We start from the raw sequence: 21582 nt of genomic DNA on the forward strand, positions 1-21582 counted from the left end.
GCAAGCTGGTTTCGATCAGCGCCTGCTGGTTACGCTCGTCGATATCAGCAGCTTCGTCTTGTATCGGCGTCTATCAGCCTGCACTTTCGACGTCGCGGCATGCTCGCGAACCTTGACGTATTTCCAATCCTCGTCGATGCAGATTCGCTCGGGCTGCTGTCTGCCTCTAGGTCTACAGCTACCTTGCCGAGGACTTAGGTTTAACCGAAGCCAGGATAGGAACGAAGCCAAATAGAGGGGCTGCATGTGTACGTCGCATCCACATTAGCTAGCAGCGCCGGTCCGGTTTCTTTCCCCCTACGCACTCCGACCACTTCCGTATTAAAGAATCTCTCGGTCCGTCCGAAAACCTATGCAGGCGGGCTCGCTTGGTTGTGGGTTCGCCGGCGTCGTACAGGTTGTTCTCGGGGCTTGCAAATTATTTTCAACCGCCTCCTAAAGCTCACCGAAACGGCGCCGATAAGCTAATCGAATGCGAACTCAATGGGTGCCTGGGCACAAGCCGGCCCGGAGTCGCAAGCTCAGGCAACCGAAGTCACTAGCGCCCTTGGAGGCACATCATGGCTCTTACAGTCAACACTAACATTGCGTCGCTCAACACTCAGCGTAACCTGCAATCTTCATCCAACGCTCTGACCACCTCCATGCAGCGTCTGTCTACTGGTAGCCGCATCAACAGCGCGAAGGACGATGCTGCAGGCCTACAAATTTCCAACCGCTTGACTAGTCAGGTTAACGGTCTAGGTGTAGCGGTTCGCAACGCTAATGACGGTATCTCCCTCGCTCAAACAGCTGAAGGAGCATTACAGCAGTCTACAAATCTTCTTCAGCGCATGCGGGATCTGTCGCTACAATCAGCCAACGGCAGCAATTCTACCAGCGAAAGACAGGCACTTAATCAAGAAGTAGGCCAGCTGAAGGAAGAGCTGAACAGAATCGCTGATACAACTACCTTCGGCGGGCAAAAGCTGCTAAATGGTGAGTTCGGAACGAAGCAATTTCAAATTGGTGCAAATGCCAACGAGACGATTGCCGTTCAAATTAACTCGGCGAGCGCGCGTAGTATGGGTGCGAACCGTGTCGACCTCGCAGGTAGCGGTGTTGGTAAGGTGGTTGCCGGTGCGACAGCCCCAGCCGCGGCAATAGGTAGCGGTACGGCACTAACAATCACTGGGCCAGCTGGTTCCGCCAGCACTGCGAACATTGCCGCTGGTTCAGCAAAAGCAGCTGCTGCTGCAATCAATCTCAAATCTGGAGAAACCGGCGTTAGTGCAGACGCACGTACGGGTGTTGAGCTTTCTGGACTGAGTCATGCCGGCAATGTTTCTTTCAGTCTAACCGGATCTGCGGACGGTGGTGCCGCTACTATTAATGCGGTGGTTAGCGATAAAAATAACCTAAGCGACTTGGCCGCAGCTATTAATGCTCAGAGCTCTAAGACTGGGATTAGCGCAACGTTAACAAGTGATAACTCGAAGATAGAACTGGTTAACGAAAATGGCGACGACATTGTTATTGAGGGTTTCGCTAACACCGGCGATGCTGCTAGTACAGTAACTACTAAGGCAATGACATACGCTGGCGTTGCTGAAACAGGGGTCGGAACAAACCTAATCACTGGTGCGAACGATAGTGCTAGGGTGTCCGGAAATGTCCGTCTTGATAGTGCTGGCGCATTCCAAGTATCAAGCGCTGATGCTACAGTTTCCACGGCTGGCGTTAGCATCTCTACACTAGCCAAGGTATCCGATGTAAATATCAGCACGGCATCCGGGGCACAGAACGCAATCTCTGTCATTGATGCTGCGATTGCAGGTATCGACAAGAATCGGGCCTCTCTAGGTGCCACTCAGAACCGGTTCGAGAATACAATTGCAAACCTGCAAAATATTTCAGAAAACGTGTCAGCTGCACGTGGTCGAATCCAAGATACCGATTTCGCCGCTGAAACCGCCAACTTGAGCAAAAACCAGATCCTGCAACAGGCTGGTACCGCGATTCTAGCCCAGGCCAAGCAGCTGCCACAGGCTGTGCTGAGTCTGCTGCAGTAATCGGGTAGATGACGCTAGCAATGGGGGCAGCGATGACGCTGCCCCCATTGATTCATGAGAGGTGAATCAATGGACGTCGGGAAAATATCGGGCGGAACTGCGTCGCCCATGAGTGCTGGTTCTACACCCAGCCTCCTCAAGGAGGTTGGGTTTTCTGCGTCTGGAAAACAGGATAAACCGCAGAAAGTTGACGAAGCAGAAAAATCGATCGATATGACTGATCTGGTCGAGCGGTTTCGTTCGCAGGTACAAAGCATTCAGCGAGACCTGAACTTCAGCGTCGACGATTCGACTGGCGATGTCGTTGTGCAGGTGATTGATGGTGATTCAGGCAAGGTCGTGCGGCAGATACCATCGGAAGAGATTCTCCGGCTAACCGAGCGGCTGGATGAGATGCGTAGCTTGATGTTTGAAGCCAAAGCATAACGGTACGGTTCTTGTATCGAGCTGTGCGGCTAACAATTTTTTGACGGGGTGGGCTATGGCTGGCGTAACAGGTATTGGTTCAGGCATCGACATTGACAGCATCGTAAAGAGCATGGTCGCTGCCGAGCGCGCGCCAAAAGAGTCGCAGCTCGCCAACCTCGAAAAGAAGACCACCACTCAAATTACAGCTGTTGGCGCATTGAAAAGCGCCATTAGCGATTTCCAAACGGCGCTTGGCGGGTTGAACAAGCCGGAGCTGTTTCAGGCACGTTCAGCGTCATCGAGCAAGTCAGATCTGGTGGGCGTTACTGCAAGTACCCAGGCGGGAGCGGGTAGCTATCAGGTTGAGGTGAAAAGCTTAGCGACGAGCAGCAAGGTTGCATTGCAGTCGTTTGAGAACTCGGTGGATCGGCCGGCTACTTTCGGCAGCGGGACGCTGACGGTAAAGGTGGGTCAGCAAGATAAGTCCCTGAACATCGACGTCGACGAAAGCAACAACACGTTGGCCGGTATTCGCGATGCGATCAACAAGGCCGGCGTAGAACTTGGCGTGTCTGCCACTATCGTTACGGACGACACCGGTGCTCGACTTGTGTTGAGCAGTACAGCAACGGGCAAGGGTGAGGATATAACCGTTCAGGCCACTTCGTTAGATCCTGCTGCGGGCCGTTTCGTTTTGACTGATCTCGAAACCAGCGCTCTAGTCCAGAAACCCGAAGCGGACGGCTTGACCGCGGCGCAGTATCAAGAGGCGCTGGCTGCGTATGCGGCAAACCCAGGGCCAAAGGCGCTGCAAATGGCTCAAAGTGCCCAGATAACCGTCGATGGTATGGTGGTGACCAGCAAAACCAATAAGATTGAAGGCGCCATCGATGGCGTCACGCTCGATCTCAAGGCTAAAACGGCAGACAACGAACCGTTAACCATAAGTGTTGCAGAAGACAAGGCAGGCGTTAAAAAGCAGATCCAGTCTTTTGTCGACAGCTACAACAAACTGATCGGCGTGATCAACGCGCAGACCAAGGTTACAAGCGTGGGTGACGGCAAGGCGCCTGTTACCGGCGCTCTGGTGGGTGATGCCACGGCGCGAACGTTGTTGGGGACGATTCGCGGCGAGTTGACCAATGTGCAGGGTGACGGCGCGCTCCGTGCGCTGGCTGATCTGGGTATCACTACGCAGAAAGACGGAACGCTTAAGATTGACGATGCCAAGTTGAGCAAAGTAATGGACAGCAACTTTACCGAGCTGCCTGCATTGTTCACTGGCGAAAAAGGCCTGGCGACCCGGCTGGATGGAAAGCTGAAGCCCTACACCGAAACCGGCGGCATTCTCGAGCAACGCAATAAACAGATGACGGAGACCATCTCCGGTATCGACAAGCAGAAAGAAGATCTCACCCGACGCATCACGTCACTGCAGGACCGGCTTTACAAACAGTTCAATGCGATGGATTTGCTGGTTGGGCAGTTGGCCAACACGTCAAGCAGCCTTCTTGCTTCGCTGGAAAATCTGCCGTGGGCGGCGAGTAATTCCAAAAGATAAGCGGTTTTTTAGCGATTTCGGTGGGCTGAAGCCCACCCTACGTTTCGACACCCTGTAGGGTGGGCTTCAGCCCACCAGCGGAGCGCCCACGACCTATCTCAAACGGTTAACATTGGTCCGATAGCGGACTCGACTATGCGTTACGCTTACCGTTCTGGTCTCGGTGCGCATACTTCGGAAACGCAGCCAGCGGCGCACCGAATTGCCAGTCCTTACTCCGGTAATCAGCGAAGAATGGTCCGGTCCGCCAAGCTGGTGAAACTTTTCACTAATTTCAATCCGCCGCCGAGGCGGTTTTTTTATTACTGTCATTTATCCAACTGCTATCAAGCTTGAGCGACCTCGACCGATAAGCTGTACATGCAAACGATGTAGCAAGGGGCTTATCCACATGTACGCAATGTCCGCAATGAAGCAGTATCAGCAAGTTGGCGTGAAGGCTCAGGTGACTGAGGCTGATCCGCATCGCTTGATTCAAATGTTGATGCAGGGCGGCCTGGATCGAATTGCTCAGGCTAAAGGCGCGATGGAGCGTGATGCGTTCGCTGAGAAAGGCGTTCTGGTCGGTAAGGCCATCAACATTATTGGCGGTCTGCGCGATGCGCTGGACAAGAGCATCGGCGGCGAGCTGGCCGAGAACCTGGATCGGCTCTATGAATACATGACGATGCGTCTGTTCGAGGCAAGCCGGCACAACGATATCGAAAAGCTGAATGAAGTAGGCAGGCTGCTGGGTGAGATCAAAGTGGCTTGGGATCAGATTGCGCCCAAGGCGTAAACAGTCTTTCCAGGATGCTCCCATTAGCTGCCAGTTTAGCCATCACACGCTGATAACCGAGGGCGCGATGTCGTCACCCAAACAAGCATTCGTGTTACTGACGAAGAAGCTACGTGATGCATTCGCAGCGAGCGACTGGGAAGCTATTGCCCTGCTGGACGAAGAGTGCCGTGCTCTGGTGTCCGCGCTCGGTGAAAGTGATGCAGCTGACGCGGCGCTACGTGAGCAACTGGCGGAGCTTTCACATGTCTATGGCGAGCTTCAACAGGCGGGTCGAGCGGAGCGCGACCGTTTGGCTGGCGAACTGACCCGCTTGAGCCAGTCGAAGCAGGTAAACCAGGCCTACAAAGCGCTGGGGCAAAGTCGCTAGAAGTCGACGTTCGTTAGCGGCTTGGCGGGCAGGAGCCAACCCTGAAGTTGACGTAGGCTGGATTAGCTGAAGGCGTAACCCGGCGGTCGGGTGGGTTGGTGCGGTGGTGCTGTTGCGCCGAGAAACGTGGCCCCTTCGCGGCAAACGACGGAAGCGTTTCCGGCGATTCCATTCTACGCGGAGCGTGCTGTGGTTTTGGTGGGCTGAAGCCCACCCTACAGGTGATGTAGGGTGGATGGCGCTTTATCCATCCACCGCACCGGCGCTCTGGATTGCCGCTTATCAAAATCTGCCGCTTAGCGGTACTCACACAAGTATGCAGTCGCCTCAGCCACCTTCAGCTGAAACTTGCTGTTCGCCGGCACGGTGAATTGGGTGCCAGCGCCGAAGGTTTCGTAGCTCTCGCTGCCAGGCAGTTTCACGTCGAGGCTGCCAGCGACAACATGCATAACTTCCAACTGGTTCGTGCCGAACTCATATTCGCCAGGCGCCATGACGCCGATGGTGGCGGGGCCTGCTGCCATGTCGAATGCGATGGATTTGACGGTGCCGTCGAAGTACTCGTTGACTTTGAACATTCGAAAAATCTCTAAGGGTGGGAAAAGGGCGGCCAGTATGCCGAAGCCGCTGGACGCCGTCATCAGATCGCATTGCGGCAAGATACGCTGCCTAAAAATGCCCGTCGAAGCGACTGCTATGAGCGGAAGATGAAGTACACAGCGCCCAACAAGCACAACCCGGCCCAGAGATAATCGAGCTTCAACGGTTGCTGCATGTACAGCACACTGAACGGCACGAAGATGGCGAGGGTGATTACTTCCTGCATGATCTTCAGCTGACCGATCGATAGCTCGGTGTAGCCGATTCGATTCGCCGGCACCATGATCAGATACTCGAACAGCGCGATGCCCCAGCTGATCAACGCGGCTATGAGCCACGGCTTCCCGTTGAGTGTCTTGAGATGACCGTACCAGGCAAAGGTCATGAACAGGTTGGAAACGCAGAGCAGGGCGGCAGTCTGAATCCAGATAGGCATAGGTCACTCCGGGGCGGAGGCGAATCCTATTGGCTCTCGGCACGGCCTCGCAAGTATCAGACGGGCGTCGCGTCGCACTAGTGTCTTTTGCTAAGGCTGCGACTATTATCGCCGCCCCGTTATTTTCATTTCGGATCGTTGGAATGAACTGCCGTCCCGGTTGCGGTGCCTGTTGCGTTGCCCCTTCGATCAGCTCGCCGATGCCCGGTATGCCTTCAGGAAAACCCGCTGGCGAGCGTTGCCTGCATCTTTCCGAGCAAAACCTCTGCAGATTGTTCGGCTTGCCTTCCAGACCTGCGGTTTGCAGCCAGTTTCAAGCGGATCATATGGTCTGTGGTGATAGCCGACAGGAGGCCATCCGACTGCTCGGCTGGTTGGAGCAGGCGACGGCATGATGATGGAAGACTGTATCCGATCGGTGCGCGCCGAATCGGCCACCCGATATTTCTCATCTGACCGCAGCCAGGTGATACCTCGGCTTATGGTGAAGGCGTTGAGGCTGAAGTCAGCGAGCTTAGCTTGCGAGCCGTGAGGCTTACCCTAAGTTACAGCCGCACGGGTCGAAGACCGCGCGTCTCGCTCGAGGTCGACACCAAGCCCAGTGGTCAAGCCGTCCGACCCAGCCCAAGCAGGCGGGCCAGCGCTGGCGCTGTTAGTCGAATCGCTGCCACGTCAGGTCTTTAAACAGCTTTTTATGCCTGACAGGTAACCACTATCCCAGGCGGGGAGTGTCGCGTGGCTTTGAGCCCGTTACGTTTCTTCTAGCGTAGAGCCGTGCAAGCGTAAAGGGCGACAGCCCTAGCATGAAACCCAGGGCCAGCAGGCGATTGCGGCCGGCGCGGCGCCACCAGCCATCGCGTTGCCAACGGCGTGAGCTGACCCCGAGCCCATGCTCCAGGCGGCGAAAATGCCCTTGGCTGCGCAATCCCTTGACCAGCGGAACTTCCTCGAAAAGCGGCCAGGGCGCATGTTGCCCTACGGCGAAATAGGTTGCCCGGCGAGCGAAGATGCCTTGATCGCCATAGGGCACGCCGACCCGGTTTCGCCACGCCACCAGGCGTTCGATCAATCGGCCTTGCCAGCTGTTCGTGTCGCTGAAGCGAAACGCGAAGTAGCCTCCCGTAGCGCCTTTCTCTATGGCCTCGCTCACGGCCATCAATGCCTGCCGGTCCAGATCGGCGTCGGCATGCAGAAACCAGAGAGTCTCATGCGCCGAGAGCGCGGCTCCCTGGCGTAACTGCTCGCCCCTCGATGGCGTTGCCGATGACCACAGCGCATCGTGGTTCCGGCACAGCGCTTGGCATCGCTCACTGACAGCCGCATCCACTACGACGATTTGCAGCGGTGTCCCGGTTTCTGACTCAGCCAGACGCAATAGCAGAAGCAGCCGATCAAGGTGCTCTTCGTCGTGCAGGCACGGGATGATCACGCTGATCCCTGATGCGCTCACCGTCGCAGTCCCTCAAGATTGTTCAGCGTTTGTAGCAGTCTTCGCCTCGCTGCTCTGGGGTCGTCGGCGAGCGCTTGGGCTGCAAGAGGCAGGTCCGCTTGTTCGTCGATATCGAACGATTCCCCGCAGAGCGCAACCGAATGACCCACCCGACGGCATGCATCCGCCAGTGCGTGACCCAGTTCAGGGGTGCTCCACGGCAAGGCAGCTAGATCCGGCCAGGGAAGTGTCGACGCCATCAGCACCACCCCTCCGTCTCGCGCAGCCACGAGCACCGTATCGTGTGTCCCCAACGCAGCGTGTACCCGCTGATAGTCATCCGGCGTGAGCGCCGGGGCGTCGCTTCCGATGTAAAGAAGCTGCCGGTGGCCGAGGCCGCGCAAGCTGTGGTCTAGGTCGTTGATTCGTTCGCCCAGGTTGCCGGCAGTTTGCGCCAGACACAGAGCCTGCGGCATCAGCTGTGCGGCCCAGTCACACGCATCCCTCTGATCGGGGGCAATGACGACCGGCCCGTGCCAGCTGCGCAGGTCTTCCAGTGCGCAATCAAGCAGATGCTCGGCGATATTCAAGGCTCGCTCGACACCGATGTGCACGGCCAGGCGCTGTTTGCCGTGGCCAAGGGCAGGTCGCTTGCAGATGAGGACCAGCGCTGCGTCGTCAGGAAGGGTTTGCTTCGTAGTCATCAAGCTGGCTCGTTGGGGATGGCGGGTTGCACATCTCGGCGCTGCGGTTATGTTCCGTCGGATAAGCCGCTCTGCTTATTGTTGCAGCGAGCCGTTGAAGGTGTCTTTGGGTCTGTCCTGTCGGGCATTCGATGCAAGGTCCAGCTGCTAACAGTTGAGTTTCACCCATTGCTTCACCTTTACAGGTTGATCAAAGTGACGGTTCCGTTTCCGTTTGCGCCGACCTGCTGAGGGCTGTGCCATGGTTATTGCGAATCCGCGCTGCCGCCAAGTCGCCAGCGGTGGAAGCGCGCCAGCCAGCGCAATACCGTGGCCGGGGTATGGGCGCGTTTCCATTCGCCGGCGACAGATTTGTTTGCTTCGGCCAGGGTCGGGTAAATGTGGATGGTGCCAAGAATCTTGTTCAGCCCCAGCCCGTGTTTCATTGCCGAGACGTACTCGGTGATCAGATCACCGGCATGCTCGCCGACGATGGTAGCGCCGAGAATGCGGTCCTTGCCTGGCACTGTCAGCACCTTGATGTAGCCATAGGCCGCTTCATCGGCAATGGCGCGGTCAAGCTCATCCATGCCGAAGCGGGTCACTTCATAGGCGATGCCTTGAGCCTTGGCCTCCTGTTCGTTGAGCCCGACATGGGCGACCTCCGGGTCAGTAAAGGTGGCCCATGGGATTACGCGATAGTCCACTTTGAAGCGCTTGAATCCGCCGAACAGTCCGTTCACCGCGCCATACCAGGCTTGATGCGAGGAGACATGGGTGAACTGGAATGGGCCGGCTACGTCACCGACCGCATAGATGTTTGGAAAGCGGGTAGCCAAGTACTCGTCAGTGGCGAGAGTGCCGTTTTCCCGAACTTGTAGTTGCAGTTCCTCGACACCGAAACCCTTAATGTTGGCGGCTCGGCCCAGCGCGACCAGTAGCTGGTCGAACTCGATGACCACTTCACCATCGAGTGAAAGATCACGGCAAACGACCTGCCGCTGGCCATCGATCGCGCCGAAGCGCTCGGCGCGGTGCTGCAGACGTACATCCACACCGTCTTTGCGCAACCCCGCCAGTACGGCCGCGCTGGCGTCGGAGTCCTCACGGGGCAGCAGGCGCTCGTTGCGCTGAACCAGGATGACCTGACATCCGAGCCGTTGAAAGGCCTGCGCTAGTTCGCAACCGATCGGTCCACCGCCCAATACCAGCAGCCGTTTGGGTTGCTCACGCAAGGCCCAGACCGTGTCCGAGGTGAGCGGTGCGACCTGGTCGATACCGGGAATATCGGGTACTTTCGGACCTGCGCCAGTGGCGATGACGATGGCGCGGGTGTTGAGGCGCTGGCCGTTGACCTCGACGGTCCACGGCGAGGTGATCCGTGCTGTGCCTTCGATTACCTCGACGCCGAGTTCGGTGTACCGCTGAACCGAGTCATGTGGCGCGATCGTGGCGATCACGCGCTGGATGCGTTGCATGACGGCGGCGAAGTCCACCTCGCCCTCGATTGGCTTGAAGCCCAGCTGCTCGGCCTTCTTGAGTTCATTGGCCAGTCTGGCTGAGCGGATCAGCGCCTTCGACGGGACACAGCCTGTGTGCAGGCAATCGCCGCCCATCCGGTGTTTTTCGATCAGAGTGACTTTGGCCTTTACCGCCGCTGCGATATAGGCGCTGACCAGCCCACCGGAACCGGCGCCAATGACCACCAGGTTACGGTCGAACCGACGTGGTTTTTCCCAGCCCGCGTAAACCTTGCGTACCTTGAACACGTCCAGCGCCTTACGCGACAACATCGGCAACAGCCCCAGCAGCACGAAAGCGCCAACCAGCCCCGGTGAGAGAATGCCGCCCAAAGACTCCAGCTGGCCAAGCTCACGCCCGGCATTCACGTACACCAGCGTTCCGGGCAGCATGCCCAGTTGACTGACCCACCAGAATGTACGGACGGGTAATTGCGTAAGACCCATCGCCAGATTGATCAGGAAGAAGGGAAATACCGGGACCAGACGCAAGGCAAACAGGTAACTGGCACCTTCGCGCTTCACGCCCTGGTCGATCTTGGCCAGTCGATGCCGAAAGCGTGCCTGCACCCAGCTGCGAAGCAAGTAGCGGCTGAGCAACATCGCGAGGGTCGCGCCGAGGGTCGATGCGAAGGACACCAGCAGCGTGCCGCCAACCAAACCGAAAAGCGCTCCGCCGACAAGCGTCATCAATGCGGCACCAGGCAGTGACAACGCCGTGACCAATACATAGCCAAGGAGGAAAACGCCACCCGCGAGCCATGGGTGAGCCGCCACTTGCGCGTCGAGCGCCGCTTGCTGCGCCTTGATCGCGTCGAGACTGAGGTATTGGCCCATATCGAACACGAAGAAGCCGGCCAACAGCACCAGAATCAGCGCCAGTACCGCGATTTTTCGGCTATTCATCCCTGCTTCTCCGTCATTGATGCCCGAGCGCATGTGCTGGGCCGCGCCTGATGCTGGCAACTATGGCTGCGCGAGCGGGACGCGAAAGGATCATGTGGCGAGTTGCGTCGCCCGTGCGCATCAGCGGCGCGCTCGCAGCCAGCCCGGCAGCAGGTACCCCAGGGTGCACAGCAACAAACCATAAAGGTTGGTGCCGAGCAGCAAGGCATATTTGCCATCGCCAATGGCCCAGCTTGGCGGAATCCAATCAAGCGTCAGAGCGATGCCCAGGCAAAGGCCAGTCCAGAAACTCAGGTGGAAGCCCAGGCGAGTCGGGGTCGTCAGGCCGTGCAGGATAAACACCGGGGCGAGCCCAATGACCATGGTCCCGCTGATTGTCGTGGCCTTGAGGATATCGGTCCTCGCGATCATCGGCAGGTTGCCCAGCAGGGCGAACAACACCATCGCTGCCATGCCCAGACCGATGGCCCGTGCCCCCAGATCACGCCCGGCCAGCAATGGCAGTTCTCGCCCAACCAGCTTGGCGAGACTGGAAAACGTTGAGTCCAGCGTCGAGCCCGCGGCCGATACCATCACCACCGTCATTACCAATAGCGCGCCGATGCCCATAGTCTTGGCCAGGGCCGCCGGGACGTTGTCGGACGCCGGCAAGCCGGTCAATTGCGCATGCACCCCAATCAGACTGAAGGCGAGGATCGCGACGAAACCCAGAATGCCTGCGAGCAAAAAAGCACGGCGCATGGTGCGTTCTTCGCTGATGAAACCGCGGTCGGTAAGCACCGGATCGTGGAAGCCATAGCTGAGTGCCTGCAGCCCTGCAACCAGCAGCAGATCGACGCCCGCATTGAGTGACCAGTGACTGGTACTGCTCAGCTCCGCCGCCGTGTGTTGCGGCAGTACCAGGCCCAGGACCCAAATCAGCGCAACGATGAAGATCGCCATTTGCGCCGCGTCGGTCAGTATCGAGCTGCGAAGCCCACCGCGCAGGCTGTAGCCCAGCGTCACAGCGGTGAACAGCAAGGCAGCCGCAATGAACTCGGGGCTGCCAGACGCTCCGTAGTAGCCGCCGACCACCGCGGTATTGCTCCACACCTCGTTGAACAAACGGATGAGGATCGCCGCAGTGAACGCCAGCGCCGCGGCGTGACCGTAATGGCTGGACAGGAAACTCACCAGGCCGGTAGCCGCAAAGCGCCGGCGCAAACGATAGATGACGAAGCCTGTCAGGGGGATCGAGAGCCAGTACATGGCGTAAGCCAGTCCGCCGACCAGTCCATAGCTGGCACCCAGGTTCGCCGCATTGGTCACTGACTTGGCGAAGATCCAGCTGATGAAGATGCTCGAAGTCAGCAACCAGGGCGCGACGCTGCGGCCGTGTTTGTCCTGGCCTTCAAAGAAGCCACCCAACGTCACCGAGCGCGGGGACAAGGCCAGCATCGCAGCGCCATAAAAGATCAGAAAGCCCCAGAAAAACAGCCCCGTCCAGCTGCTCATATCCATTACAGCGTCCTTATTCGATCAGGCTGCCACCGCAGCTTGAGCCTTGCCCCGCAGTACAGGCATAGCAGTGATCGCGCGTCGCGATGGCGTTGCCTTCGAGACTGGTCGTCTGGAGCAGGTTGCGCAGGTGCGGCCGGTCTCGGCCAATCAGGCCGGGCATGGCGGCCGGGAGGTCGAGCATCTGATTGAAGTCGCAGTCATACAGATAACCTTGCCAATCCACGCTGATCAGGCTGCGGCACATCACTGCTTCCAGATTGGCTGGACGATAACTGTCGCGCAGCAACTGCATGTAGCCAGCGAACTGCCCTTTGCTGATTAGCGTGCTGCCGAAGCGGGCGATCGGTTGGTTGGTGATGGTCAGCAGATGGTCAAACTGGATACCGAAGTCTTGCGCAAGGTGCGCTTTGTAATCTGCTTCCAGCGCCGCTTGTGGCGGTGGCAGGCTCGGCCCTTGTGGGTTGTAGACCAGGTTGAGCGTCAGGTCGCTACCGGGTTCGCCGTAGCCAAGTTGGTTGAGCTTGCGCAGCCCGGCGATGCTGGCCTCGAATACGCCATCGCCTCGCTGCCGGTCGACGTTCTCGCGTGAGTAGCAGGGCAGGGATGCCGTCACCTCGACGCCTTGCTCGGCCAGAAAATTCGCCAGGTCCTCGTAGCCAGGCTCGCTCAGGATCGTCAGATTGCAGCGGTCGATGACTCGCAGGCCCTCACGGCGCGCGTGGGCGACGATCTCACGAAAGCGTGGGTGCATTTCCGGTGCGCCGCCAGTGAGGTCGAGCGTATGCACAGGATGCGCATCGATCACCTCATGCAGCAGGCCAAGGCTCTCATCGGTCATCGCCTCCGTGCGAGTCGGCCCGGCGTTCACATGGCAGTGCAGACAGCGCTGATTGCACTGGTAGGTGAGATTGACCTGCAAGGCCTCCAGCGACCCGCGACGCAGCGGCGGGAACGCCAGAGCGTTCAGGAGGGGAAGCGTGGCATGCATGGTGATGGCTGCTCGTGTGGAGAGATGTCCATTGGCGTCATTGCGTGGCCCAGCGTTACAGGTTTTTCAAACGCACACAGTGGATCGGTTCGTTCAAGGTCGCCAAGGGTGACAGCCTTTATGGCCTGTAGCTCGAAAGCCACGTTCGGATCGCACCATTGAACGAAAGGATGCCCGGAAACCAGGGCGCTGTGTTCGGCGGATATGTATCAGGGGTGTTCCCGGTTCGCTCAACCACCGACCGCAGAACCGTCGACGCTCAACAGCGCATCGACCAGCAGCTTGAAGCCGAGCCCTACCGGAACGACCCCAACGCGCCTACCGGCATCCGAGGACGGTTGGCATATCAAGCGACCCGCTCAGGCGCGAGTCGCTGACACTCAAAGCGACCTAGCTGCCAGCGGCTGGATGGCGGGGCCGTGAATCACCTCACCGTCAGCCTGGAAGATCGAGCCGTGGCAGGGACAGTCCCAGGTGCGGTCGGCATTGTTCCAGGTCACGCTGCAACCCATGTGCGTGCAGGCCGCAGAGACGCCGTGCAGCACGCCGGAATCGTCTCGCCAGACCGCGATCTGCTCGTCGCCGCGGGTAATCACGCCACCTTCGCCGGGGCCGATAGCGTCCAGCTCATCGACCTGTGACTGGCTCTCGCCACTCTGGTTGAAGTCGTCCGGCGAGGGCCGCCTGGGGTCGTAAAGTGTCTTCCAAGGGCGCCGCCCGGTGATGATCTGGCGAGCGATACCAAGGCCGGCGGCGGTGCCGTTACTGATGCCCCACGCATTGAAACCGGTGGCGACGAACAGCCCGGGCGCCTCCTCGGGATCGGCCTCGCCAACATAGGCCATGCGGTCGGCGGTGTCGTAGTCCTCGTTGCACCATTGCCATACCGCCTCGCCAACCGGCAGGTTGCTGCGCGCCCACTGTTCGAGATCAACGAAGCGCTGCGCCACGTCTCCGTCCTGCCCGGTGTTGAAGCGCGGGCCGAGCACGAGCATCAGCGGGCCTTGATCGTCGCGACCCATGCGAATCGAATGGGTCGGGTCTTCGGCGGCGATGAACATGCCCTCAAGGTGGGCTTCGTCCTGGGGGCGGAAGGCGATTGCCACATGGCAGCGTGGTTGGGTCGGGCTGACCAGGTCGATCGGCGTCTCGACCGGCATGTGCGTGGCGAGAATCACCTGGTCGGCGCTGACCGTGCCGCCATCGAAACTCACCTGCCAGCGGTCGTTGCGCTCGAATTTCTGTGCGCGGGTTTGCTGATGGATCTGCCCCCCGCAAGCCTGTACCACCGCCGCCAGGCCGACCAGGTAGCTGGCTGGGTTGAATTGCGCCTGGTCGGGAAACTCGAGCGCACCCGTGGTCTCGAAGGGCAGCGGCGCGCGGTCGAGCACCCGCGCGGCAAAGCCCAGGCAGCGAGCCGCCTCAGCTTCACGCTCGATGGCCTCGCGGCCTTGCGCGGAACAGGCATAAGCGAAGGCGGACTGGCGCTGGTAATCGCAGTCGATTTGCAGGTCTTCGACCCAGTGGCGGATGCGGTTCACCGCTTCGCGGTTGGCGTCGGCGTAGCACTGCGCCAGGTCCTGGCCGAAGGTATCAATCAGGTGTCGGTAGATGAGGGCATGCTGAGTGGTGACCTTGGCGGTCGAGCGTCCGGTGACCTGTCGGCCGATTTCGCGCGCTTCGAGTACCACAACCTTCTTGCCGGCTTCGCAGAGCGTCATGGCGGCGCTCAGCCCGACGATGCCGGCGCCAACCACCACAACGTCGCATTCGATGTGGCCGGACGCCGGCGGGAAGTCGCTACGGGGTGCACTGGCATTCCAGCAGCAGTCGGGTAGGGCGGATAGCGCGGGCATGGGCAGGTCCTCATCGGCTGAGTCGCATGGTCTGTCGACATCTCATCACCCGCCACAGCGTTAACGGCATGGCCGGAGGTTCACGAAACGTCGGGCACTAGGGAGTAGAGCGGTCCGGTTCAGGCAGGTTCCTGACCACCGGGCAGGACGCGCCAATCGACGCCCATCCGGCCCTACTCGCGTCGGTTAGCGCGTGAAACAACAAGCAGAGCCCGCCACGCTGACCGCCTTGTGCCGACCTGCCGCTCTCGCTCACCGCACGGGAGGTATGACAGATGTGTCAGGGAGCTCCGATGTTGGCGCTGCTCTGAATCAGCAGTTCGCTGCCTCTGTTGCATCGCAACAGAAGGTACCGATCAAGGCGGAACAATCAGCCTCGTGGCCGATCCGAACTAGCTATGAGCACGATGCAAGGTGGGGAGGGCCAGCCATGACCGAGGGCATCCTGGTAGGGGTGACTGTGGTTTTCGTGGCGATCACTCTCATTCAATACTGGAGCCAGCCAAGTTGGTGGGTGCGCGGTTGGGATTTCCCCAAGTTGCAGGTGGGCGCGCTGTTGCTGGTACTGCTGCTGATTCAGTTGCTACTGCTGGATTTTTCCAACCGCTGGAACCTGCTGCTGCCGCCCGCGACGCTGGGTTGCTTGGCCTACCAGTGGTGGTGGATACGGCCCTACACACCGCTGGTACGCTGCGAGGTGGACTGGGCCGACCCGAATGACGACGGCCCGCGGATTCGTATCCTGTCCTCCAATGTCCTCACGCCTAACCGCCACGCTGATCGCCTGATCGCGCTGGTCAGGCGTTACCAACCGGATGTACTGGTAGCCCTCGAGACCGACCAGTGGTGGGACGAACAGCTGCGCGTACTCAGCGACGACTACCCCTATTGCATCCGCTGTCCGTTGGACAACCTCTACGGCATGCACGTGTTTTCGCGGCTGCCGTTGGAGCATCAGCGGCTGAGCTTTCTGGTGCAGGACAATATTCCCTCGATGCATGCCCGGCTGCGGGTCAATGATGAGCTGGGCGTGCGCATGCACTTCTTGCACCCGGCGCCGCCGAGCCCGACGGAAAATGATGAGTCCACCGAGCGTGACGTCGAACTGCTGATCGTCGGGCGCAGCGTCAAGCAGACCGATGAACCGGTGATCGTCAGCGGTGACTTGAATGATGTCGCCTGGTCACCGACCACTCGATTGTTCCGCAAGATCAGCGGCCTGCTCGATCCACGCATCGGTCGCGGCATGTTCAACACCTTTCACGCGCAGTACCGCTTCCTACGCTGGCCGCTGGATCACTTCTTTCACAGCGCCCACTTTCGCGTGGCACGCATCGAGCGACTCGCGGATATCGGCTCGGATCACTTTCCCATGTTCATCGAACTGCAATACGACCGTCGCCACGCGAGCGAACAGCACAGTTTGGAAGCCGATGCCGCTGATCGCGCCCGGATGCAGCAGAAGGTCGCGCAGGAGCCAGCCAGCAAAGACGATGTGCCGCGTCCTTGAGCTTACAACCCGGACCGTTGGTAGCTGAGACACGATTCGATGCAAAAAGGGCGGCTCGTAATGCCTGGCGCTAGGTCCGCGTTGGAAATTCTGCGCCAGCAGGGGATTACTGAGCGGTTGCCGCAACGGGTGTCGGCGAGACCCATGTCGCCCCGGCGCGGAGCAGGCGTCCTTGTGACCGCCCGTCCTACAGAGGGAATGCCTCGATCGGCCGGCAGTCCTCTCTGTATCGGCCCACCCCGAGGCGCCGCAGAGCGCGACGCGTTGAGCTCGGGACCGCACACCTACAGGAGGCTGCATGCAGCGTCGTATTTTTCTCTCGACCCTGGCGGCTGGCAGTGCGCTGGCGCTGACCACGCCACACCTATTGGCGCAAACGAGCACCGCCCCGTCCACAAGCCGCGCTCCCGAGGCGCTGCCGCGCAATGAGGGCGAGTACCCACGCTATCGACCGCCACAGCGTTTCGGGCTCGGTGGCGCCATTGCCCTGGGCGATATGCGCCGGCAGATCACTGAAGAACAGGCCCGCGCCATTCTCAAGGCCGCGTGGGAGCAAGGCATTCGCTATTACGACACGTCGCCCTGGTACGGGTTGGGGCTGAGCGAGCGGCGGGTCGGCCAGTTGCTCTATCCGCGCGACCGCGATGGCTACGTCTTGTCATCCAAGACTGGGCGGCTGCTTGAACCTGACCCCGGCTACGACCATCCTGGCTGGGAAGGCGTCGACAACTTCCGGCCAAAGTGGGATTTCTCCGCCTCCGCAACCCGCCGTTCTGTCGAGGACAGCCTGCAGCGCCTGGGTGTCCCGCGCCTGGACATGGTGTTCATACACGACCTGTCGCCTGACCATATGGGCGAGCAATGGCGCGAACATTTCGACGTCGCGCGCAAAGGCGCCATGCCAGAACTGGTGAAGATGCGCGAGGAGGGGCTGATCAAAGGCTGGGGGTTGGGCGTCAATACGCTCGAGCCGCTGCTCGACACGCTGGAGGTCTCCGATCCGGACATCAGCCTGTTGGCCACTCAGTACTCGCTGCTCAAACATGAAGATGCGCTTACGCGTGCGTTCCCGGCATGTGAAAAACGCAACGTCTCGCTGGTGCTCGGTGCGCCGCTCAATTCCGGTTATCTGGCTGGTGGCGAGTATTACAACTATGACCGCGGCGCGCCGGCCGATATAGCCGAAAAGCGCGAGCGCTATCGGGCACTGGCTCGCGAGTATGGCGTCGATTTGCGCACGGCGGCCCTGCAGTTTTGCAACGCGCCGGATGTGGTTGCGGCGGTGATCCCCGGAGCAAGCAGCCCAGAACAGGTCCGCGAGAACGTGGCGTCGATAGTCGATGCGCATGTGCCGGCTGCCTTCTGGGCGGCGGCCAAGAATCAGGGGTTGCTGCATGCAGACGCGCCAACGCCGCGTTAATCGACCTGCGCTCCGGGTGCTATTTTGACTTTCGCTGATGGCGGAACCGGCCGCGTGACTCGGCTGGGCGTAGTCGAACGAACCACAGGCGATCGGTCCGCCTCGGCGCACCGATCGCCGGGACGCGCCGAGGCACCTGTCTCTGGCTTGAAATCGCGCATCGACTCGCTGGTCCAGGCTGCCACGCCTGGCCAGTCGGGATTTCGTCTGTTGCTGTCCGGCCAGGATGCGTTCAATGCACGCGCCGAAGCCATCGCCCAGGCCACCGAGTCGCTCGACCTGCAGTACTACATTACCCACGACGGCATCAGTACCCGCCTGCTACTGGGTGAACTGCTACAGGCGGCCAACCGCGGTGTGCGTATCCGGCTGTTGCTCGATGACTTCGCAAGCGATGCGCGCGACCACCGCATTCTGCTCAGCGCTGCCCATCCCAACATCGAGATGAAAGTGTTCAATCCGCCGAACAAGGGGCGCAAACGAGCCACTACGCGGCCATTGGGTCGCCTGCTTGAGCTCCCTCATCAGCATCGACGGATGCACAACAAGCTGCTGTTGGCTGATCGAAACCTGGTCGTCATGGGCGGGCGCAACCTCGGCGATGAATATTACGACGCCGACCCTGAGCGCAATTTCGTCGACATCGACCTGCTATGTGTCGGCCCTGTAGCCAGTGATTTTTCCACCAGTTTCGAGGCTTATTGGCAGCATTCACTGGCCGTGCCCATCGATCAAAGCCTACGTAAATCCATCAAGCGGTTCGGACGAAAGCACCAGCCCCGGCCCTTAGCGCAGGAAATCGACGATGCGTGTAACAAGGATCCAGACCAATGCGCGCTGCTGACCGCTTACCGTCGAACGCCACAGCTCGGCACATGGCTGGACCAACTGGTATGGGCGACGGGCACAGCACTGTGGGATCCGCCCGGTAAGCTTGCGACAGCCTCGGTGCCCGACGAAGGTCAGATGATGACCGCGCCGCTACTTCCTGTGGCACAGGGCGTACGCCGAGAGCTGATGTTGGTGTCCGCTTACTTCGTGCCTACCTGGGCAGGGCTGGCTTATTTAAGCGACTGCGCGGATAGGGGCGTGTCGGTTCGGGTACTGACCAATTCGCTCGAGGCGACGGACGTCCCGCTGGTACACGGCGGCTACCAGCCCTATCGCACAGCTCTGTTGAATGCGGGCGTGCGGCTGTTTGAAATGCGAAAAAAACCGGCGACGCACTCGCGCTACAGGCTCGCCGATACGCCGGTGAGTCTGCATAGCAAGGCGGCGGTGTTCGACAATCGGCAGGTATTCATCGGCCCACTGAACCTGGACCCACGCTCGGTACTGTGGAATTCCGAGGTGGGCGTTCTGGTTGACAGCCCGACGTTGGCCAATGCTGTGCGCCAGCTGCTGGCCGAGGGGCAATCAGGAGCCGTGAGCTACGAAGTCGAAGTCGACTGCAGTACCCGAAGCGCCGGGCTTGTCTGGAACTATGAAGATGACCAGGGCCGCGCGCTCAAACACAAACGTGAACCGGCCAATCCATGGCGACGTTTCAACGCCTGGTTGGCGCGCCTGTTGAGAGTTGAGCCATTTCTCTAGTCCCTAATGCAGGCTGACCCAGGCACAGGCGCAACATACGGGACACAGGCAGGGGATTCCTGTTGGCGCTATCCAGACGGTGCCGGAGGACATGCTTTCCGAGCTGTCGAGAGCGTTAAAGACCACCGCAGTTCAGTATTGGCCTTCACTGCGGCTTAGTGCTGTTCACCTTGTTTCGACCGGATTAGGGCCTTGACTGTCCGATATGGCGCACGCCAGCGAAGTTGTCACGTGCTTCGCTTAATCCCCAACATTACATTTCAGTAAGTTAGTGAGTGGTGGGCAACTATGGCCCGTGTTGTCGTGTCTACGCCACTACGGACGGCAATCGTTTAATGGAGGCCATCATATGCAAAAAGATAGAGGTATTTTTCTAAAAGGCGTATTGGGCGGCGCTGTATTAGCCGCGCTGTTAGGTTTGCTGCTGGCATTGTTCGTTGCTTATACCGGCGCTTACAACATAGCCGCTTCTCAGGATCATTCGCCCTTCGTTCGCTGGTTGTTCTCGACCACCATGCAAAACTCGGTGGCAGCCAGAGCAGATGAAGTGGACGCGCCCACAGAGTTCTCCGAGACGCAAATTGCCGCCGGTGCAGAGCACTATAAGGCGATGTGTCAGCACTGCCACGCTGGTCCAGGCGTGGAAAGAGCCGAGTGGGCACAGGGGCTGCTACCGCAACCGCCGCACCTGGTCGAGGAGGCCGCGCATTGGCAGCCGAACGAGGTGTTCTGGCTCGTCAAGCATGGCGTTCGCATGTCGGCCATGCCGGCTTTCGGCGAAACGCACAAGGATGCCGAGCTCTGGAATATTGCCGCGTTCGTGAAGCAGCTACCCGGCATGACCGCCAGCGAGTACGCCGCGCTGGGTCAGCAAACCGGCACGCATAAGCACTAGAAGGAAAAACATGATGCAGATGTCCTATTGGCGTTTCGCCGCGATGATCGCAACTTCCACGGTCGTGATGTTCGGCCTGATGTACCTAAATACTTACGCCTTCGAACATATTTTATGGAGCGAGACTCGGGCGTGGATGGCGCTTTTGATGGGCGCAGTTATGGCCGTGATCATGCTGAGTTTTATGCTCAATATGTATAAGAAAAAGCGGGTCAATATCGCTATATATATTGGCAGCCTCGTCGTATTTGCGTTGACGCTCTGGATAATTCGAAGTCAGGCCACGGTTGGTGATGCGGAATATATGAAGGCCATGATTCCCCATCATTCGATTGCAATCATGACCAGCGAGCGCGCGCAGATTACCGACCCGCGAGTTCGCAAACTGGCCGATGAGATCATCGCGGCGCAGCGTCGCGAAATAGCGGAAATGAAATACCTGATCAATGAACTCGAGAGGGTCGACTGATGCGTCTTCATATGCACCGGAGCGGCCCGAGGTCGCTCGCCTGGAAAAGGCTCACGCCGCTCGCCGCACTGCTGCTCACCGCCTGTGGCGACCCTGCGCCTGGGGAAGGTGTTAAAAAGCCGCTGATGAGCGGACCGACACCAGAGGTTGTCAGTGCGCGCGAAGCGGTGGGCACGCCTGACATTCCGACGATAGATCCGCAGACGCTCGACGCTGCCGAAATTGACAAGGTGCTGGGCGCGGGGCCGCGCTGCATTTTTGCCTACACCGCCGAAAGCTCGCCTGTTGTTGCTCTTGAGTTAAAGGGTGATAAAGCAGGCCAAGGCGTGATGAAGGTTCATGGACGGCTGGTGAAGATCGCGGCGCAGCGTGCCGAGTCCGGTGGTTTCGCGCTGAGCACTGATGGCATGTCGGTCAGTATCAAACCCGCTGAGATAGCCGGCGACGCAATGCCAGCCAAACTCACGGAAGCCGATATGGTATTCGAGCTGGAGCAGGGGCTACGGGTTGGCTACCGCGGCTGGTATCGCTGCACCGCGCCGTGATTTATGCGCGATAAGCAGCGATCCGCGCCATTACCATCCCATGAGGGTCGTTTGGCCCTCCACC

Annotated in this window: 20 protein-coding genes and 1 pseudogene; 12 read left to right on the forward strand and 9 right to left on the reverse strand. The window is 59.4% G+C overall.

What is annotated here, in order from left to right:
* Window positions 1-15: 15 nt before the first annotated feature.
* A pseudogene (locus RT21_RS24300) lies at window positions 16-229 on the reverse strand (hypothetical protein); the annotation flags it as partial.
* 331 nt (window positions 230-560) lie between these two features.
* On the opposite strand from RT21_RS24300, the gene RT21_RS00005 reads away from it, so the two are divergent.
* The 5 genes from RT21_RS00005 to RT21_RS00025 all read left to right on the forward strand — a co-directional run bounded on the left by RT21_RS00005 (window position 561) and on the right by RT21_RS00025 (window position 5168).
* Window positions 561-2051: a flagellin gene (locus RT21_RS00005; protein ID WP_046161104.1), complete on the forward strand. Its 1491-nt coding sequence runs from the start codon at window positions 561-563 to the stop codon at window positions 2049-2051.
* Window positions 2052-2120: 69 nt separating this feature from the next.
* The gene (locus RT21_RS00010; protein WP_256203857.1) at window positions 2121-2477 is read left to right on the forward strand and encodes a flagellar protein FlaG; all 357 of its coding nucleotides are present in this window, start codon (window positions 2121-2123) and stop codon (window positions 2475-2477) included.
* Window positions 2478-2532: 55 nt separating this feature from the next.
* Entirely contained in the window at window positions 2533-4020 is a 1488-nt protein-coding gene (fliD, locus tag RT21_RS00015) for a flagellar filament capping protein FliD (protein WP_046161106.1), read from the forward strand.
* A gap of 391 nt (window positions 4021-4411) precedes the next feature.
* The gene (gene fliS / locus RT21_RS00020; protein WP_029404571.1) at window positions 4412-4798 is read left to right on the forward strand and encodes a flagellar export chaperone FliS; all 387 of its coding nucleotides are present in this window, start codon (window positions 4412-4414) and stop codon (window positions 4796-4798) included.
* 67 nt (window positions 4799-4865) lie between these two features.
* Window positions 4866-5168 carry a flagellar protein FliT gene (locus RT21_RS00025; RefSeq protein ID WP_046161107.1) on the forward strand — a complete coding sequence of 101 codons (303 nt, stop codon included), beginning with the start codon at window positions 4866-4868 and terminating at the stop codon, window positions 5166-5168.
* Window positions 5169-5464: 296 nt separating this feature from the next.
* On the opposite strand, the gene RT21_RS00030 is transcribed toward RT21_RS00025, so the two are convergent.
* Both RT21_RS00030 and RT21_RS00035 read right to left on the reverse strand, forming a co-directional pair.
* Window positions 5465-5746, reverse strand: a complete 282-nt coding sequence (locus tag RT21_RS00030) for a pyrimidine/purine nucleoside phosphorylase (RefSeq protein ID WP_046161419.1) — start codon at window positions 5744-5746, stop codon at window positions 5465-5467.
* 116 nt (window positions 5747-5862) lie between these two features.
* On the reverse strand, window positions 5863-6204 hold the full coding sequence (locus tag RT21_RS00035; RefSeq protein ID WP_019339363.1) for a DMT family protein: 342 nt from the start codon (window positions 6202-6204) through the stop codon (window positions 5863-5865).
* Between the two features lie 143 nt (window positions 6205-6347).
* Between RT21_RS00035 and RT21_RS24000 the strand changes: the two genes are divergently transcribed.
* Window positions 6348-6599, forward strand: a complete 252-nt coding sequence (locus tag RT21_RS24000; protein WP_082082076.1) for a YkgJ family cysteine cluster protein — start codon at window positions 6348-6350, stop codon at window positions 6597-6599.
* 317 nt (window positions 6600-6916) lie between these two features.
* Here the strand turns inward: RT21_RS24000 and RT21_RS00040 are convergent, their stop codons facing one another.
* From RT21_RS00040 to RT21_RS00065, 6 genes are all read right to left on the reverse strand, one after another.
* Window positions 6917-7654: a glycosyltransferase family protein gene (locus RT21_RS00040; RefSeq protein WP_177327037.1), complete on the reverse strand. Its 738-nt coding sequence runs from the start codon at window positions 7652-7654 to the stop codon at window positions 6917-6919.
* Entirely contained in the window at window positions 7651-8337 is a 687-nt protein-coding gene (locus RT21_RS00045; RefSeq protein ID WP_046161108.1) for a TIGR04282 family arsenosugar biosynthesis glycosyltransferase, read from the reverse strand. The genes RT21_RS00040 and RT21_RS00045 overlap by 4 nt, the downstream gene beginning before the upstream one ends.
* A 245-nt stretch (window positions 8338-8582) precedes the next feature.
* A complete protein-coding gene (locus RT21_RS00050) occupies window positions 8583-10742 on the reverse strand; it encodes an FAD-dependent oxidoreductase (RefSeq protein ID WP_046161109.1) in 2160 nt (719 codons plus the stop codon).
* A 120-nt stretch (window positions 10743-10862) separates the two neighbouring features.
* The gene (locus tag RT21_RS00055) at window positions 10863-12236 is read right to left on the reverse strand and encodes an SLC5/6 family protein (RefSeq protein WP_046161421.1); all 1374 of its coding nucleotides are present in this window, start codon (window positions 12234-12236) and stop codon (window positions 10863-10865) included.
* A 16-nt stretch (window positions 12237-12252) separates the two neighbouring features.
* On the reverse strand, window positions 12253-13230 hold the full coding sequence (arsS, locus tag RT21_RS00060) for an arsenosugar biosynthesis radical SAM (seleno)protein ArsS (protein ID WP_045427929.1): 978 nt from the start codon (window positions 13228-13230) through the stop codon (window positions 12253-12255).
* 380 nt (window positions 13231-13610) lie between these two features.
* Complete coding sequence (locus tag RT21_RS00065) at window positions 13611-15086, reverse strand: FAD-dependent oxidoreductase (protein ID WP_046161110.1); 1476 nt, start codon at window positions 15084-15086, stop codon at window positions 13611-13613.
* Window positions 15087-15516: 430 nt separating this feature from the next.
* On the opposite strand from RT21_RS00065, the gene RT21_RS00070 reads away from it, so the two are divergent.
* The 6 genes from RT21_RS00070 (at window position 15517) to RT21_RS00095 (ending at window position 21518) form a co-directional block, all read left to right on the forward strand.
* Window positions 15517-16596, forward strand: a complete 1080-nt coding sequence (locus tag RT21_RS00070) for an endonuclease/exonuclease/phosphatase family protein (RefSeq protein ID WP_046161111.1) — start codon at window positions 15517-15519, stop codon at window positions 16594-16596.
* Between the two features lie 298 nt (window positions 16597-16894).
* Window positions 16895-18016, forward strand: coding sequence for an aldo/keto reductase (locus RT21_RS00075; protein WP_046161112.1), 1122 nt, complete (start codon window positions 16895-16897; stop codon window positions 18014-18016).
* A 147-nt stretch (window positions 18017-18163) separates the two neighbouring features.
* Window positions 18164-19609, forward strand: coding sequence for a phospholipase D-like domain-containing protein (locus RT21_RS00080; RefSeq protein ID WP_156155707.1), 1446 nt, complete (start codon window positions 18164-18166; stop codon window positions 19607-19609).
* Between the two features lie 349 nt (window positions 19610-19958).
* The gene (locus RT21_RS00085; protein ID WP_046161114.1) at window positions 19959-20504 is read left to right on the forward strand and encodes a c-type cytochrome; all 546 of its coding nucleotides are present in this window, start codon (window positions 19959-19961) and stop codon (window positions 20502-20504) included.
* A 13-nt stretch (window positions 20505-20517) separates the two neighbouring features.
* A complete protein-coding gene (locus RT21_RS00090) occupies window positions 20518-20973 on the forward strand; it encodes a DUF305 domain-containing protein (RefSeq protein ID WP_046161115.1) in 456 nt (151 codons plus the stop codon).
* Window positions 20973-21518, forward strand: a complete 546-nt coding sequence (locus RT21_RS00095; RefSeq protein WP_046161116.1) for a hypothetical protein — start codon at window positions 20973-20975, stop codon at window positions 21516-21518. The genes RT21_RS00090 and RT21_RS00095 overlap by 1 nt, the downstream gene beginning before the upstream one ends.
* The last annotated feature ends 64 nt before the right edge of the window (window positions 21519-21582 follow it).

The organism is Pseudomonas sp. 10B238, assembly GCF_000970615.1.
Classification (GTDB): domain Bacteria; phylum Pseudomonadota; class Gammaproteobacteria; order Pseudomonadales; family Pseudomonadaceae; genus Stutzerimonas.